Source organism: Streptomyces sp. NPDC005202 (assembly GCF_040608235.1).
Taxonomy (GTDB): domain Bacteria; phylum Actinomycetota; class Actinomycetes; order Streptomycetales; family Streptomycetaceae; genus Streptomyces.
Window position 1 is genome coordinate 17,395 of record NZ_JBEXHW010000014.1, and the last position, 16,392, is coordinate 33,786.

General features: G+C 70.5%; 12 protein-coding genes. 4 read left to right on the plus strand and 8 right to left on the minus strand.

The genetic code is table 11. The features are described from left to right. Positions 1 to 113 precede the first annotated feature (113 nt). Positions 114 to 1,313 (plus strand): MarP family serine protease, encoded by a 1,200-nt coding sequence (locus ABZV31_RS21065; protein WP_355895912.1) that lies wholly within the window; start codon positions 114 to 116, stop codon positions 1,311 to 1,313. Positions 1,314 to 1,337: 24 nt separating this feature from the next. On the opposite strand, the gene ABZV31_RS21070 is transcribed toward ABZV31_RS21065, so the two are convergent. The 6 genes from ABZV31_RS21070 to ABZV31_RS21095 all read right to left on the minus strand — a co-directional run bounded on the left by ABZV31_RS21070 (position 1,338) and on the right by ABZV31_RS21095 (position 9,864). Beyond that, positions 1,338 to 1,517, minus strand: a complete 180-nt coding sequence (locus ABZV31_RS21070) for a hypothetical protein (RefSeq protein ID WP_355895915.1) — start codon at positions 1,515 to 1,517, stop codon at positions 1,338 to 1,340. 127 nt (positions 1,518 to 1,644) lie between these two features. Next, complete coding sequence (locus ABZV31_RS21075; RefSeq protein WP_355895918.1) at positions 1,645 to 2,583, minus strand: alpha/beta hydrolase; 939 nt, start codon at positions 2,581 to 2,583, stop codon at positions 1,645 to 1,647. Continuing rightward, positions 2,580 to 3,074: a phage holin family protein gene (locus ABZV31_RS21080; protein WP_355895921.1), complete on the minus strand. Its 495-nt coding sequence runs from the start codon at positions 3,072 to 3,074 to the stop codon at positions 2,580 to 2,582. Before ABZV31_RS21080 ends, ABZV31_RS21075 begins: the two co-directional genes overlap by 4 nt. 104 nt (positions 3,075 to 3,178) lie before the next feature. Beyond that, entirely contained in the window at positions 3,179 to 4,624 is a 1,446-nt protein-coding gene (gene nhaA, locus ABZV31_RS21085) for a Na+/H+ antiporter NhaA (protein WP_355895923.1), read from the minus strand. Between the two features lie 353 nt (positions 4,625 to 4,977). Then, the gene (gene acs / locus ABZV31_RS21090) at positions 4,978 to 6,933 is read right to left on the minus strand and encodes an acetate--CoA ligase (protein ID WP_355895926.1); all 1,956 of its coding nucleotides are present in this window, start codon (positions 6,931 to 6,933) and stop codon (positions 4,978 to 4,980) included. A 573-nt stretch (positions 6,934 to 7,506) separates the two neighbouring features. Next, complete coding sequence (locus ABZV31_RS21095) at positions 7,507 to 9,864, minus strand: SulP family inorganic anion transporter (RefSeq protein ID WP_355895929.1); 2,358 nt, start codon at positions 9,862 to 9,864, stop codon at positions 7,507 to 7,509. A 342-nt stretch (positions 9,865 to 10,206) separates the two neighbouring features. On the opposite strand from ABZV31_RS21095, the gene ABZV31_RS21100 reads away from it, so the two are divergent. Next, positions 10,207 to 11,466, plus strand: a complete 1,260-nt coding sequence (locus ABZV31_RS21100; RefSeq protein ID WP_355895932.1) for a hypothetical protein — start codon at positions 10,207 to 10,209, stop codon at positions 11,464 to 11,466. A gap of 31 nt (positions 11,467 to 11,497) precedes the next feature. Here ABZV31_RS21100 and ABZV31_RS21105 read toward each other — a convergent pair whose 3' ends face one another. After that, complete coding sequence (locus tag ABZV31_RS21105) at positions 11,498 to 12,478, minus strand: ATP-binding protein (protein WP_355895935.1); 981 nt, start codon at positions 12,476 to 12,478, stop codon at positions 11,498 to 11,500. 99 nt (positions 12,479 to 12,577) lie between these two features. On the opposite strand from ABZV31_RS21105, the gene ABZV31_RS21110 reads away from it, so the two are divergent. Continuing rightward, on the plus strand, positions 12,578 to 13,402 hold the full coding sequence (locus ABZV31_RS21110) for an oxidoreductase (RefSeq protein ID WP_355895938.1): 825 nt from the start codon (positions 12,578 to 12,580) through the stop codon (positions 13,400 to 13,402). Between the two features lie 411 nt (positions 13,403 to 13,813). Here the strand turns inward: ABZV31_RS21110 and ABZV31_RS21115 are convergent, their stop codons facing one another. After that, entirely contained in the window at positions 13,814 to 14,647 is an 834-nt protein-coding gene (locus ABZV31_RS21115; protein ID WP_355895941.1) for an HAD-IB family hydrolase, read from the minus strand. Positions 14,648 to 15,231: 584 nt separating this feature from the next. On the opposite strand from ABZV31_RS21115, the gene ssd reads away from it, so the two are divergent. Next, entirely contained in the window at positions 15,232 to 16,335 is a 1,104-nt protein-coding gene (gene ssd, locus ABZV31_RS21120; RefSeq protein ID WP_355895943.1) for a septum site-determining protein Ssd, read from the plus strand. Positions 16,336 to 16,392 lie beyond the last annotated feature (57 nt).

Consider the following 16,392-nt stretch of genomic DNA (forward strand, 5'->3'; position numbering starts at 1 on the left):
GCCCTCGTGCTGTGTTTTCCCAAGGGACGCCGTGTCCGATTGCCGCTGCGCGGCGGGCCGGACCCCCGGCCGACCTTTGGTGAGCGAAAGATGATGAGGCGAGGCTTGACGCGGTGAACGTGCTGGACATCCTGCTGCTGGTCGCCGCCGTGTGGTTCGCCGTCGTGGGTTATCGCCAGGGATTCATCGTCGGCATCCTGTCGGTGATCGGTTTCCTGGGCGGCGGCCTCGTCGCCGTCTACACGCTTCCGGTCATCTGGGACGCCCTGACGGACAACACGGAGGTCAGCACCACCGCCGCCGTCGTCGCGGTGGTCGTCGTCATCGTCTGCGCCTCGGTCGGCCAGGCCCTGACCACCCACCTCGGCAACAAGCTGCGCCGGTACATCACCTGGTCCCCGGCCCGCGCCCTGGACGCGACCGGCGGCGCCCTGGTCAACGTCGTCGCCATGCTGCTCGTCGCCTGGCTGATCGGTTCGGCCCTCGCCGGTACGACGCTGCCGACGCTCGGCAGGGAGGTGCGCGACTCCAAGGTGCTGCTCTGGGTGTCCCGGGCGCTGCCCGCGCAGGCCGACACCTGGTTCGCGGACTTCTCCGCGGTCCTTGCGCAGAACGGCTTCCCGCAGGTCTTCAGCCCCTTCGCGAACGAGCCGATCAACAACGTCCGGCCCCCGGACCCGGCCCTGGCGCACAGCGCGGTCGCCACCCGCGCCAAGCGGTCCGTCGTCAAGGTCATGGGCACCGCCCAGAGCTGCGGCAAGGTCCTCGAGGGCAGCGGCTTCGTGTTCGGCAACCGACGCGTCATGACCAACGCGCATGTCGTCGGCGGTGTCGACGAGCCCACCGTCCAGATAGGCGGCGAGGGCAAGAAGTACGACGCGAAGGTCGTCCTCTACGACTGGCGGCGCGACATCGCCGTACTCGACGTACCGGACCTGAGGGCCCCGGCCCTGAAGTTCACGGCCACAGACGCGCGCAGCGGCGACAGCGCGATCGTCGCCGGCTTCCCGGAGAACGGGGCGTACGACGTCCGTGCCGCGCGTGTGCGCGGGCGCATCACGGCCAACGGCCCGGACATCTACCACCGCGGCACCGTCCGCCGCGACGTCTACTCGCTGTACGCGACCGTCCGCCAGGGCAACTCCGGCGGCCCGCTGCTCACGACAGACGGCAGGGTCTACGGCGTGGTGTTCGCGAAGTCCCTCGACGACGCCAATACCGGCTACGCGCTCACGGCGGACGAGATCCAGCAGGACATCGCCAAGGGGCGTACCGCGAACCAGCAGGTGGACAGCGACAGCTGCGCGCTCTGAGCCCTTGTCCGAAGGGCCGGGGCGTCAGCCGCGTGGGTGACGCAGGCGTACGGACACCCAGCGGGCCCGGCGGCGCAGGATGCGCGGGATCCCCACCCGGAGGTCCGTACCAGGCAGTTGCGGGGTGCCTCGCTGGTGGGAGCTCAGGCCACTGCCCGAGCGGCGGTTGCGTGCTGTGTCACTGTAGTCGTGCGTCCAGCCCATACCTCGACGTGTGCCCCCGCCCCAAGGTCGATAACCTCGCGTCGACACCCCAATTGGCCTATGCGCCGGGCAATTGGCCGTTCGTAGGACAAGCGTTCACGTTCGAATACCGGGCGCATCGGCTCGGTCACCGATCGGGTTCGGGGTCTTTCAGCCAGTTGACCAGTTCGGTGGAGAAAGCGACCGGATCCTCCTCGTGCGGGAAGTGGCCCAGCCCGTCGAACAGCCGCCAGCGGTACGGCGCCTCGACGTACTCGCCCGAGCCGGCCGCGCTGCGCGTGCGCTGCACGGGGTCGAGGGAGCCGTGCAGATGCAGCGTCGGCACGCGCACGGGCCGCTTCATACGGCGGTAGAACTGGATGCCGTCGGGGCGGGCCAGGGAGCGCACCATCCAGCGGTAGGGCTCGATCGCACAGTGCGCCGTGGACGGGATGCAGATGGCGCGGCGGTACATCTCCAGCGCCTCGTCGTCCGGCAGCCTGGGGCCCGACCAGTCCCGTACGAGACGGGCCACGAGCGCGCCGTCATCGGCGGTCAGCTGCCGCTCGGGGATCCAGGGCCGCTGGAATCCCCAGATGTAGGAACTCGCGGCCGTCTGCCGGACGTCCGCGAGCATCGCCGAGCGCCAGCGCCGGGGATGCGGCATCGAGACGACCGCGAGACGCCGTACCAGCTTGGGGCGCATCGCGGCCGCCGTCCACGCCAGATAGCCGCCCAGGTCGTGGCCCACCACCGCGGCGTCCGGCTCGCCGAGTGAGCGGATCACACCGGTGATGTCGAGCGCGAGGTTGGCGGGGTCGTAGCCCCGCGGCGTACGGTCGCTGCCGCCCACGCCCCGCAGGTCCATGGCGACGGCCCGGAAGCCCGCGTCGGCGAGCGCGACCAGCTGGTGCCGCCAGGCCCACCAGAACTGCGGGAAGCCGTGCAGCAACAGCACCAGCGGGCCGTCGCCGAGCTCCGCGATGTGGAAGCGGGCGCCGTTGGCGGCGACGTCCCGGTGGCTCCAGGGGCCGTCGATCCGTACGACCGAGGTGGGTTGCGCCGAAGGGGTGGCGGGATCCGTCATGACGACGAGCGTGCCACAGGCTCGATGGCCGCGGGGGCCCGGTCCTCCAGGGCCGGGGTCTCCGGGCGCGGGTGCGGCTTGGCCTTCTGCAGGACGCCCGCCGACTCCTTCATCGACGCGGCGACCTTCTGCGGGCCCTGGCTCTTCTTGGCCTTCTTCGCGAAGACCACGCCGATCAGCGCGAGGCCGCCGGCGACGAGGACGTTGGCCGCGAAGGACAGCAGGAAGCAGACCGCGAGGTTCCAGCCGCTCCAGGTCCGAATGCCGTACGCCAGCGCGAAGTTGAGCATCGGCAGGGAGAACACCAGGACCGCGCCGGCCACGGTGAACGCGCCGCCGCTCGCCGCGCCGCGCTTGACGTCCTGCTTCAGCTGGGCCTTGGCCAGCGCGATCTCGTCGTGCACCAGCGCCGACAATTCGGTCGTCGCCGAGGCGAACAGCTGGCCGATGCTGCGTTCGGCGCCGACCGGGCTGCCGTCGGGTGCGCTCATCGCGGTCTCCCTCTCCTGCCTGACTCTGCTTCCGTCCGGCTTCGACTGCTGCCTGACTTCTGCCTGACTGGGAACGGTCCTGTATTTTGTACCGTCCCGTCAGATCATGCCGGACTGTCGTTCTCCTCGCCTGCCCCGCCCGGTACTTCGGCAAGCCGCGCCTGCCGTTCGGCGGCCTTCGCCTCGGCGAGCCGGCGGTGCTCGGCGGCCTTCCGCTCGTGGATCTCGGCCATGCGCAGGTGGTACGCCGGGTCGTCCTGCTCGTAGACGTCCGGGATGCCGTCGAGGCCCTCGTCCCGCTCCTCGGCCTCGCACAGCCTGCGGTACCTGGTGTTCCGTATCTTCAGCAGCACCGTCGCCAGCGTCGCCGCGATGAGGGAGCCGCACAGGACGGCGGCCTTGACCTCGCCCGTCATCGCCGTGTCGCCCTCGAAGGCCAGCTCGCCGATGAGCAGCGAGACGGTGAAGCCGATCCCGGCGAGCGAGGCGACGGCGAACACGTCGGCCCAGGCCAGCTCCTCGCTGAGGGATGCGCGGGTGAAGCGGGCGGTGAGCCGGGCGCCGCCGAAGATGCCGACCGCCTTGCCGACGACGAGTCCGAGCACGACCCCGAGGGTCTCGGGTTTGGTGAACACGTCTCCGAGCGCGCCGCCCGAAATGGAGACACCGGCGCTGAACAGCGCGAACAGCGGCACGGCGAGGCCCGCCGACAGCGGCCGTACCAGGTGCTCGATGTGCTCGCCGGGGGAGTGCTCCTCGCCCTCGCGGGGGGTGCAGCGCAGCATCAGGCCCATCGCGACGCCCGCGATGGTGGCGTGGACGCCGCTGTTGTGCATCAGCACCCAGATGACCAGGGCGAGCGGGACGTACGCGTACCAGCCGCGCACGCCCTTTCTCAGCAGCAGCCAGAAGACGACGAGGCCGGCCACCGCCCCGCCGAGCGTGGCGAAGTTGAGGCGCTCGGTGAAGAAGACCGCGATGATCAGGATCGCGAACAGGTCGTCCACGACGGCGAGCGTCAGCAGGAAGGCGCGCAGGGCGCTGGGCAGCGAGGTGCCGATGACCGCGAGCACGGCGAGCGCGAAGGCGATGTCGGTCGCCGTAGGCACCGCCCAGCCGGCGAGTGAGCCGCCCCCGGTGGCGCTGGTGAGGGCATAGACGACCGCGGGGACCGCCATGCCGCACAGCGCGGCGACCACCGGCAGGATCGCGGCCCCGGGGTCCCGCAGGTCACCGGCGACGAGCTCGCGCTTGAGCTCGATCCCGGCGACGAAGAAGAAGACCGCGAGCAGCCCGTCGGCGGCCCAGTGCTGGACGGACAGGTCCAGGCCGAGGACGGCGGGGCCGAGGTGGAAGTGGCTGACGGTCTCGTAGCTCGCGTGCAGCGCGGGGATGTTCGCCCAGACCAGGGCGGCGACCGCGGCGAGGAGCAGCAGCACACCGCCGACGGTCTCGGTGCGCAGCGCGTCCGCGACGAAGGTCCGCTCGGGCAGGGACAGGCGTCCGAGTGCCTTGCGGGCGGGGGTGGTGCGGGTGCGGGACGCGGCCACGAGGAGACCTCCGGTCGGTGGGCAGGACGGATCACATGCCGACCAGACTTCCCGGCGCGCCTCGAGGATCATGCTTTTTGCTTAGTTTATCTAAGGTGCGGCGGGCGGGCTCGTTGATCTTTCACGGGGGGTGCGTCTCCGTATGGCGCGGGGGTGCGTCTCCGTATGGCGCGGGGGCGCGTCTCCGTATGGCGCGGGGGCGCGTCTCCGTAGGGCAGGGGGCGTATCTCCCTATGGCACGGGGATGCATCTCCTCATGACGTGCATGGCACCTTCACATGGGGCGCATGCGGCACATGGGGCATAAAAGGGCACCCGGCGCTTTTGTCGCCGGGTGCCCCTCGGAGCCGTACTCAGTCCTCGCTCGGCGCCGCCGGGAGCTTCGTCTGGATGAGGTCCATCACCGTGGAGTCCGTCAGCGTCGTGACGTCCCCGAGCTGCCGGTTCTCCGCAACGTCCCGCAGCAGACGGCGCATGATCTTCCCCGAGCGCGTCTTCGGCAGTTCCGCCACCGGCAGGATCCGCTTCGGCTTGGCAATCGGGCCGAGGGTGGTGCCGACGTGGTTGCGCAGCTCGGCCACCAGGTCCTCGGTCTCCGCCGCCGTACCGCGCAGGATCACGAAGGCGACGATCGCCTGCCCGGTCGTCTCGTCCGCCGCGCCGACCACAGCCGCCTCGGCGACCGCCGGGTGCGACACCAGCGCCGACTCGACCTCGGTCGTGGAGATGTTGTGGCCGGACACCAGCATCACGTCATCGACGCGCCCGAGGAGCCAGATGTCCCCGTCCTCGTCCTTCTTGGCGCCGTCACCGGCGAAGTACCGGCTCTCGAACCGCGACCAGTACGTATCGATGAACCGCTGGTCGTCACCCCAGATGGTGCGCAGCATTGACGGCCACGGCTCGGTGAGCACCAGGTAGCCACCACCGCCGTTCGGCACCTCGTTGCCCTCGTCGTCCACGACCGTGGCGGAGATGCCGGGCAGCGGCCGCTGGGCCGAGCCGGGCTTGGCCTCGGCCACGCCCGGCAGCGGCGAGATCATCATCGCGCCGGTCTCCGTCTGCCACCACGTGTCGACTACCGGGGTCCGGTCGGCGCCGATGTGCTTGCGGTACCAGATCCACGCCTCCGGGTTGATCGGTTCGCCGACCGAGCCGAGGACGCGGAGGGAGGACAGGTCGAATTTCGCGGGGATGTCGTCGCCCCACTTCATGAACGTACGGATCGCGGTCGGGGCCGTGTACAGGATCGTCACCCCGTACTTCTGCACGATCTCCCAGAAGCGGCCCTGGTGCGGGGTGTCGGGCGTGCCCTCGTACATCACCTGCGTCGCGCCGTTCGCCAGCGGCCCGTACACGATGTACGAGTGGCCGGTGACCCAGCCGACGTCGGCGGTGCACCAGTACACGTCCGTCTCCGGCTTGAGGTCGAAGACGGCCCAGTGCGTGTACGCCGTCTGCGTGAGGTAGCCGCCGGAGGTGTGCAGGATGCCCTTCGGCTTGCCCGTCGTGCCGGAGGTGTACAGGACGAACAGCGGGTGCTCCGCCTCGAACGCCTCCGGGGTGTGCTCGGCGGACTGCGGTTCGACGACCTCGTGCCACCACACGTCCCGGCCCTCGGTCCAGGCGACCTCCTGGCCGGTGCGGCGGACCACGAGCACGTGCTCGACGTTGTCCACGCGGTCGATGGCCTCGTCGACCGCCGGCTTGAGCGCGGACGGCTTGCCGCGCCGGTAGCCGCCGTCGGCCGTGATGACCACCTTGGCGTCGGCGTCCTGGATCCGGGTCGCGAGCGCGTCCGCGGAGAAACCGCCGAAGACGACGGAGTGCGCGGCGCCGATCCGGGCGCAGGCCAGCATCGCGACCGCCGTCTCCGGGATCATCGGCATGTAGATCGCGACTCGGTCGCCCTTCCGAACTCCGAGCTCCAGCAGGGCGTTCGCGGCCTTGGACACCTCGTCCTTGAGCTCGGCGTAGGTGATGGCGCGGCTGTCGCCGGGCTCGCCCTCGAAGTGGATGGCGACGCGGTCGCCGTGCCCGGCCTCGACGTGCCGGTCGACGCAGTTGTACGCCACATTGAGCGTGCCGTCCTTGAACCACTTGGCGAACGGTGGGTTCGACCAGTCGAGGGTCTCGGTCGGCTCCTTGGCCCAGGTCAGCCGGCGGGCCTGCTCGGCCCAGAAGCCGAGCCTGTCAGCCTTGGCCTGTTCATACGCCTCCGCGGTGACGTTGGCGTTGGCGGCCAGGTCGGCGGGGGGTGCGAACCTGCGCTCTTCCTTGAGCAGGTTGGCCAGGCTTTCGTTGCTCACGACATCTCCCTCTCGCAGGGTGTCCGTTGTGTCCCAGGCCACAGCTCATCAGACCCGGGGGGCCGATGACAAGGGTCGACGGGAAATTGGTTTAGACCTGTTGGTGGATCCTTTGCGCGGCAGCTCCCGAGTCGTACGGGCCCGTGAGCTGCGTACGCGTCGGCTTCGGTGGTCGGGGGTCATCCATTCTCACGGAAGCCGGGGCGCCCAAGTTCAGCATGGCTTCGGACGAGTCCGGCCGGCTTTGCGCGCGCGGGCGTGTCGCCCGGGCGGAGGCGGCGGCCGGCACGCTGCTTGTGCCCGGGCCCGAGCCAGTGTCTGTGCTCGTGCTCGTGCCCGTGTCCGTGCCCGAGTCCCGTGGTCGGCTCGCTGCTCGTGCCCGTGTCCGGGCCCGAGTCCCGTGGTCGGCACGCTGCTCGTGCCCGTGTCCGGGCCCGAGTCCCGTGGTCGGCACGCTGCTCGTGCCCGTGTCCGTGCCCGAGTCCCGTGGTCGGCACGCTGCCCGTGTCTGCGCTCGTGCCCGAGCCCCGCGGGTGCAGGGCTCGGCGGGGCGTCGGAGGCGCAGGAGGACGTTCAGGCTGGGCTGTGCAGGTCCTCCGTCGCTCCCACGTCGGTGAACACCTCGTCTCCGGCCGCCCCTGTGAGCAGGTACGCCTGTGCTTCGCCCACGTGGAAGTACATCCCGTGCAGCTCCAGCGTCCCCTCCCGCAGGGCTCGGGCCACCGAGCCGTGGGCGTGCAGGTGCTCCAGCTGCTGGACGACGTTGGTCAGGCAGAGCTGCTCGACCGTGTCGGCGGGCCGCCGCCCGGCCAACCGGGGCCAGGTGCGGCTGTCGCCGGCCATCCGCTCCAGGCTGGGACGCCCGTGCCGCAGCCACCGCTCGAGCGGCGTCCTGGTGCCCACGCTCCCGGAATTGAGCAGTGCCTGCATCGCCCCGCACCCGGAGTGCCCGCACACTGTCACGGACCGCACCTGGAGCACGTCCACCGCGTATTCGATGGCGGCTGCCACCGACTCGTCGCCATCCTCGCCGGGCGGCGGCACGAAGTTGCCCACGTTCCGCACGACGAAGAGGTCGCCGGGACCACTGGAGGTGATCATCGACGTGACCAACCGCGAGTCGGCGCAGGTGAGGAAGAGCTGGGACGGCTGCTGCCCCTCCCGCGCCAGCCGAGCGAGCTCGCCTCGCACGAGCGGTGCGGTGTTGCGCTGGAACGCGCTGATGCCGCGTGTCAGTTGCTGCCTGCTGGGACCGGAGTCGGTGGGCCCGCAGGTGTCCGGGTGGCCGCCGGGCGCCGGCGCCGTCCGTGGGCCCCCGCACTGGTGGTTGCGCCAGGGCGTCCAGGGCCGGCAGCGGCATCCGGCGGAACCGGCCGGTTCGGCGATGCGGACCCCGGCACGGCGGCCGGTCAGCTTTACGGAGCCGCCCTGCGCGGTGTGCGTCCGCTGCCAGTCCTGCAGTGACTCGTATGCCGCGTGGTCCATGAACGAGCCGTCCAACTCAACGACCGTGTCGGCACCTTGGGGTACGAGATGCAGGGCCCGGCTGAGCCGCGGCACCGCGAGGAACGTCAACTGTCCTCGTACATGTACGTGATGGACTCCTTCCTTCTCTTTGTGCGTGATGCGGGTGTGGGCAAGGCGGTTCAGAGCGACGGCGACTGCCACGGCGACCCCCAGCGCCACGCCCTCCAGGACGCCGAGCAACACCACGCCGAGGGTGGTGACGGCGTACACCAGCACCTCTCGGTGGCGCGTCACCGTGCGGATGTGGTGCAGGGACACCATCTGGATGCCGACGGCCATCACCAGGGCGGCGAGCGAGGCGAGCGGGATGAGCTCCAGGATCGGGACCATCAGCAGCGCGGCGACTACTACGAAAACGCCGTGCAGCATCGTGGAGTTCCGGCTGACGGCACCTGCGCGCACATTCGCGGAACTGCGTACGGCCACCCCCGCGACCGGCAGCCCGCCGAGTGCACCGGAGACGACGTTGGCGGCGCCCTGACCGAGCAGTTCGCGGTCCAGGTCGGAGCGTCCGGCGGGGGCGGCCGGTCCGGGGCGGTCGGCGGCCAGCCTGTCCATGGCGACGGCGCCGAGCAGCGACTGCACGCTGCAGACCAGCGTGGTGGTGAGAACGGCGGCGCCGATGCCCAGTACCGGACCCTCGGGCAGACCGGCCAAGGTGTGGCTGCGCCAGGACGGCAGATCGACCCGGGGCAGGGTGAGCCCGGCGAGCGAGGCGGTCGCGGTCGCCCCGGCGACGGCCACGAGTGGCGCCGGCACTCTGCGCAGGACACGGCCCGCCCGCCCGGGGAGTCGCGGCCAGAGCAGCAGCAGGGCCAGGGTCAGCGTGCTCACGGACACAGCGGCGGGGTGCAGTCCGGCCAACTGAGCAGGCAGCGCACGGAGGTTGCCGATGACGGAACTCTGCGGGCTGCCACCGAGGACGATGTGCAGCTGGGTGACGGCGATGGTGCCGCCGATGCCGGCCAGCACGCCGTGCACCACGGCGGGGCTGACGGCGAGCGCGGTGCGCGCCACGCGCAGGCAGCCCAGGCCGAGTTGGGCGAGTCCGGCGAGGACGGTGACGGCGCACGTCGTACGCCATCCGTAGCGGTGGATCAGGTCGGCGGTGACGACCGTGAGTCCGGCGGCCGGGCCGCTGACCTGGAGCGGGGAGCCGCCGAGCCGTCCGGCGACGAGTCCGCCCACGGCGGCGGCGACGAGGCCGGCCTGGAGCGGGGCGCCGGTGGCGAGCGCGATGCCGAGGGACAGGGGCAGGGCGATCAGGAAGACCGCGATCGAGGCCGACAGATCTGCACCCTCGATCCGGAAGCGGCGGTGCGGGGTCGGTGGCGGGCTGTGCGGCTGGTGGGGGTTCTTGCCTCGAGCAGAGTCGGCGGTGCGGGTGGGGACGCAGGCTGACATGTTTCCCGTCTCCTCCGGGGCGGCGCGGTCGCGGAACTGGTGGTCCCCGCAGAGTGCGGGGGTCGGGTCGCGGCCGTGGGGCACGGCGTGCAGCGGCGGGATGGATCAACTGGATCAACGCTCAGTAAAGCGATCGTAATGCGAAGTAAAGGCTATACACGAATTTTCGGAGCAAATGGGTCAGTAAATCACTCCGATGAGTGAAGTGAGCTTTTTATCGGCTTGTCGTATTAATTCCTCCTCGGCCCCGTGCGACCTTGGCGGCGCTGTCGGTATGTCCGGCACATCACCAGCACACGCCGTCTCGGCGTTGGACGAGAGAAGGAAGAAGGTGGGCGGAACATGGCCGCCAACCAGAGGATCGCCGCGGGCGCTGTGATCGCCGCGGCCTGTGCCTCGTCGCTCGCCGGTTGCGCGAGCGGCACCGACGGTTCCCAACAAGGGGCGCAGGGCCCGCAGAAGGGTGCGCAGGCGCCCGGGAGCGCGGTTCGCCTGATCGGCGACGGCTCCACCGCGTACACCGGAGCGCAGCCGCACCTGCCCAGACCTGAGCGGCTCAAGTCCGGTGAAAGGCCGCCGCAGTTCGTCGTGTTCTCCTGGGACGGCGCGGGCGAGGACAGCCAGAAGCTGTTCTCCCACTTCCGCAAGGTGTCCAAGGCCAACCACGCGACGATGACTTACTTCCTCAGCGGTGTGTACATGCTGCCGGAGGAGAAGCGCGGCCTGTACAGGCCGCCGCAGCACGCGCCGGGCAGCTCCGAAATCGGCTTCAACGACGAGAAGGGCATTGCCGACACCGTCAAGCAGATGCGCCTGGCGTGGCTGGAGGGCAACGAGATCGGCACCCACTTCAACGGCCACTTCTGCGGCAACGAGGGCGGGGTCGGTCAGTGGTCGGTGGAGGAGTGGAAGAGCGAGATCGCCCAGGCCAAGCAGTTCGTGAAGACCTGGAAGACCAACACCGGCATGACGAAGGCGGCTCCGCTGCCCTTCGACTACCAAAAGGAGCTCATCGGCGCGCGCACACCCTGCCTCGAGGGCCAGAAGAACTTCATGAAGGCCGCGAGTCAGCTGGGCTTCCGCTACGACACCAGCGGTGTCAACAACCAGGTGTGGCCCAGGAAGCGGTACGGCCTGTGGGACCTTTCGATGCAGCTGGTGCCCTTCCCGGGGCACACCTACGAGCAGCTCACCATGGACTACAACTTCATGGTCAACCAGTCCGGCACCCTGACCCAGGGCGACCCCGACAAGTACGACTACTGGGGCGACCAGATGCGGGACGGCCTGCTCAAGGGCTTCTACCGGGCCTACGACGGCAACCGCGCGCCTCTGGTCATCGGCAACCACTTCGAGTCCTGGAACGGTGGCACCTACATGCGTGCCATCGACGAGGTCGTGAAGGAGGTGTGCAACAAGCCCGAGGTGCGCTGCGTCTCCTTCCGGCAGCTGGCCGACTGGCTGGACGCCCAGGACCCGCAGACCCTCAAGAAGCTGCGCAGCCTGAAGGTCGGCGAGGCCCCGCGGCAGGGCTGGGCGTCCTTCCTGTCGGGCGGCCCCGCCCCGGCTCCCAAGGGCGTGCCCGGGGCGCCCGGGCAGTAGCGGTCGTCGGACGGGGGCGGCGACGCCCTCGTCAGGCGGGGGCCGTGACGCCCTCGCCGAGGACGAAGTCGGGGTCGATCTGCGCCGCCAGGTCGGCCCCGGTGCGCTCGTTCCCCCACGAACTCGCGTTCTTCAGGTGGAAGTGCACCATCTGGCGGGTGTAGCGCGCCCAGTCGCGCAGTTCGTAGGTCGCGTCGGCGGCGATCTGGAGCGTGCGCAGGGCGCTGCGGTTGACGTCCTCCAGGAGCTCGAACCGGGGCGGCCGGCCCTTCTCCATGGCGCGCACCCAGTCCGAGTGCCCGACGGTCACGAGCAGGTCCTCCCCGACCTCGGCGCGGAGGAAGTCGAGGTCGTCCTGGCCCTGCACCTTGTTGCCGACGACCCTCAGGACGACGCCGAAGTCGCGGGCGTACTCCTTGTACTGGCGATAGACGGAGACCCCCTTCCGGCTCGGCTCGGCCACGAGGAATGTGATGTCGAAGCGGGTGAACATGCCGGAGGCGAAGGAGTCCGAACCCGCCGTCATGTCGACCACGACGTACTCGCCGCGGCCGTCCACCAGGTGGTTCAGGAACAGCTCCACCGCTCCTGTTTTGGAGTGGTAACAGGCGACCCCCAGGTCGGCGTCCGTGAAGGGGCCGGTGACCATCAAACGGACGGCGCCGCCGTCGAGTTCCACCGGCCGCGCGCAGGCGTCGTACACCGGGTTGTCCTCGCGCACGCGCAGCAGCCGCGATCCCTCGCCGGGCGGGGTGGTCTTGATCATGGTCTCGGCGGATGTGATGCGCGGGTTGGTGCCGCGCAGACAGTTCTTGATCAGCGGCAGCCGGTCGCCCATCGCGGGCAGCGCTGCGGCCTCCGCCTCCTCGAGGCCGAGCGCGGCCCCCAGGTGCTGGTTGATGTCGGCGTCGACCGCGACGACGGGTGCACCGGCGGCCGCGAGATGGCGGACGAACAGGGAGGACAGAGTGGTCTTGCCGCTGCCGCCCTTCCCGACGAAAGCAATTTTCATGTTCACAAAGCGTAGTGCCGCCGTAGCGTTCTGTGACAGGCGCGTGAAGAAGACCACTCCATCGTGGGGTGGGGCGCCCGGGTGCGTAGGGTCGTACTCATGAGTACGACAGGCGCGACCGCCGATCCGCTCGCGGCCCTGGGCTCCCTGCCCGGTGTGGCCGAGTCCGTGGAGTCCGTGCGCAAGGCCGTGGACCGGGTCTACGGGCACCGGATCATGCGGCGCCGGAGCAACGAGATCACCTCCGAGGCGGCGCTGCGCGGTGCGCGCGGTTCCGCGGCGCTGTCCGGCGCGGACTGGGCCCTGGAGGAGGTGCGCCGACGCACCGACTTCAGCGGCGATGACGAGGCGCGCGTCATGGGCGCGGCCCTGAGGCTGACGGCCGAGGCCGGCCAACTGCTGTCCATCTGGCGGCAGTCGCCGCTTCGGGTCCTGGCCCGGCTGCACCTGGTGGCCGCCGCGAGCAAGAAGGACACGGTCGGGCGGCCGCGCCAGGAGGGGGAGGGCGTCGACGAGCCGCTGATCGAGCTGCCGCTGCCGAGCGCGGCCGAGGTCTCCGGGCGCCTGGAGGGCCTGTCGGAGCTGATCATCGCGGGCAGCTCCGCGCCCGCCCTGGTGACGGCGGCCGTCGTGCACGGCGAACTCCTGGCGCTGCGCCCGTTCGTCTCCCACAACGGTCTGGTCGCGCGCGCGGCCGAGCGCATCGTTCTGGTAGGCAGCGGCCTCGACCCGAAGTCGGTCTGCCCGGCCGAGGTCGGCCACGCCGAACTGGGCCGCGCGGCCTACCTGGCGGCCCTCGACGGCTACGTCTCCGGCACCCCGGAGGGCATGGCCGCCTGGATCGCCCACTGCGGCCGGGCGGTCGAACTGGGTGTGCGCGAGTCGACGGCCGTGTGCGAGGCGCTGCAGCGCGGGGCGGCGTAACGCACGCGCGCGTGGGGTGTCGCTGTATGCAGGCCCCACGTTGGGGCCCTGAAACAGGGTTGCGGCGGTACGAGTTCTCGTACCGCCGCTGGCATGTTCACCGGGTTACCATGCGTCCTCGATATTCACCCATCAGGTCGGGATCTTTGCCCGTCACCTGGTGCGGCTGGCCCGTAATCGACGGGTCGACGTCGCGTGGGTGCCCGGTGTTCATGCTCGGTCCGTGGGGCCAAATGCGTTTTAAAGGTGATCCTCTCGGATGTCCTTCGGTCGCGCGGGCCGTTGAGTCCTTTGTACTGCAAGCAGGGAGCAAGTGGAACCCTTAGCTGCGCTTCTTTACTTTTAGGTTCAAACAGGTGCTAAACGGGCGTCGGAATGCCGAACAAGGCTTACGGGCGGCGCAAGCGCACGTCAGGCGACCGTGGTCCGCCGCCGGCTCGCGTACCAGACGAGCCCCGCGGTGGCCGCGGCCGCCCCTATCGCCGCGGCCGCGACGAGGGCCGGACGGGGCGGTACGGAGAACGTGGGCAGCCGCTGCTTGAGCCGCACCGGCCGGTTGAAGTCGAGAATCGGCCACCCGCGCGCGAGTGCTTCCCGGCGCAGCGCGCGATCCGGGTTGACGGCATGCGGATGGCCGACCGACTCCAGCATCGGCAGATCGGTCACCGAGTCGCTGTAGGCGTAGCAGCGGGCGAGGTCGTACCCCTCGGACTCGGCCAGCTCCCTGATCGCCTCCGCCTTGGTCGGGCCGTAGGCGTAGTACTCCACCTCGCCGGTGAAGCAGCCGTCCTCGCCCACCACCATGCGGGTGGCCACCACCCGGTCGGCGCCGAGCAGTTCACCGATCGGCTCGACCACCTCGGCGCCCGACGTGGACACGATGACCACGTCGCGCCCGGTGGTGTGGTGCTCCTCGATGAGGGACGCGGCCTCGTCGTAGATGATCGGGTCGATCAGGTCGTGCAGCGTCTCGGCGACGATCTCCTTGACCTGCTGCACGTTCCAGCCGCGGCACAGTGCGGACAAGTACTCGCGCATGCGCTCCATCTGGTCGTGGTCGGCGCCGCCGGCGAGGAAGACGAACTGGGCGTATGCGGTACGCAAGACAGCCCTGCGGTTGATCAGCCCGCCTTGGTAGAACGACTTGCTGAAGGTGAGCGTGCTCGACTTCGCAATGACCGTCTTGTCCAGATCAAAGAAGGCCGCTGTGCGGGGCAAGGGGTGGTTTTCCACGACCCAGAGCATAGGGGCAGCCCATTCGGCGTAAGGTGGGCGCGTGGGTTTGCCTGAGAGGGCTCTCGGGTACACCATGGAAGTCACGGATCGTTCGCGACCGTGCTAACCCGGTCCGACTCCTCCCCCCCCGAGTCGGCCGTGGAGACGACCCCCGCTCTCCCCCCCGGCGGGGGTCGTCGCATGTCCGGGTGGGTTTCTCCCTTTGTGTACGCGGTTGCCGGGCCCGTGCAGTGGCGGCTGCAGGCCTGCCCGTGCCATGCCCGTGATCCGTCACGTTCTGTAGTCGTGAGACTGCTCTGCGGAAGTCGCACGGGAACCAGTACAGGGGTCACCGGTATGGGTGACGGTGATATTCACAACCGCTGAGTTGTCCACAGTTATCGACCAAGATCCACACGATTTCCCGGATCGCTGCACCGTGATTCCAGTGCGTCCCGCTCGCGGCGAGTTCATGGCCGGCTCCCGTTTGCCGGGCGCGTGTGGCCGGTTCGTATCGGCCGTCCATATGAAGACCGGTTGCCGGTTCTTCACATGTTTGGGATTCGCGGGGCCGCAGTGGCTGCGCGAGAGATGCAGCGAAGGGGGACGCCTCCATGGCCGGAACCGTCACGCACGATCCGCCGCCCGCCGCCTCAGGACGGCAGGGCAGACCGCTGATCGTCACGGAGGACGCCGAGCTCCTCGACGACCTGCTGCGCCTGTGCGCGGCGGCCGGCGCCACACCCGAGGTCCACCACGGGGTGCCCGAGCGCAGAGGCACCTGGGAGGCCGCGCCGCTCGTACTGGTCGGCGACGACGCCGCGCGGCGCGTACGCGGGGCCGCGCGCAGGCGGGGAGTGGTGCTGGTCGGCCGCGACCAGGACGACTCCGGAGTCTGGCGGCGCGCCGTCGAGATCGGCGCCGACCACGTGCTCGTGCTGCCCGACGGAGAGCAGTGGCTGGTCGACCGCATCGCCGACGTCGCCGAGGGCGTCGGCCGGCCCGCGCTCACCGTGGGCGTCATCGGCGGCCGCGGCGGGGCCGGGGCGTCCACGCTGGCCTGCGCGCTCGCGGTCACCTCCGCGCGCGAAGGCCTGCGCACCCTGCTGGTGGACGCCGATCCGCTCGGCGGCGGACTCGACGTGCTGCTCGGCGGGGAAGCTGCCGAGGGGCTGCGCTGGCCGGCGTTCGCGGCCTCGCGCGGGAGGGTCGGCGGCGGCGCCCTGGAGGAGTCTCTGCCCGAGCTGCACTCGCTGCGGGTACTCAGCTGGGACCGCGGCGACTGCGTCGCGATCCCGCCCCAGGCCGTCCGGGCGGTGCTGGCCGCCGCCCGACGGCGCGGCGGCGCCGTGGTGGTCGACCTGCCGCGCCGCATCGACGAAGGGGTCGCCGAGGCCCTCGCCCAGCTCGACCTCGGCCTCCTCGTGGTCCCCGCCGAGCTGCGCGCCGTCGCGGCCGCCGGGCGGGTGGCCTCCGCGGTCGGCATGGTCCTGCGCGACCTGCGGGTGGCGGTACGGGGGCCGTACGCGCCCGGGCTGGACGACCGCGAGGTGGCCCGGCTGCTCGGGCTGCCGCTGGCCGGCGAGGTGCCCGTGGAGTCGGCGCTGCTGCGCCCCGGTGAGGGCAGGACGCCGCCCGGTGCGTCCGCGCGCGGAGCGCTGGCCCGCTTCTGCACGGCTTTCTGGGAGCGTGCGCTGATCGAGGCGGGTGCCGCATGAAAACGGCTGCGGAACAGCGGACACCGGGTGCCGCGGTGAGCATGCCCTCGCAGGGGA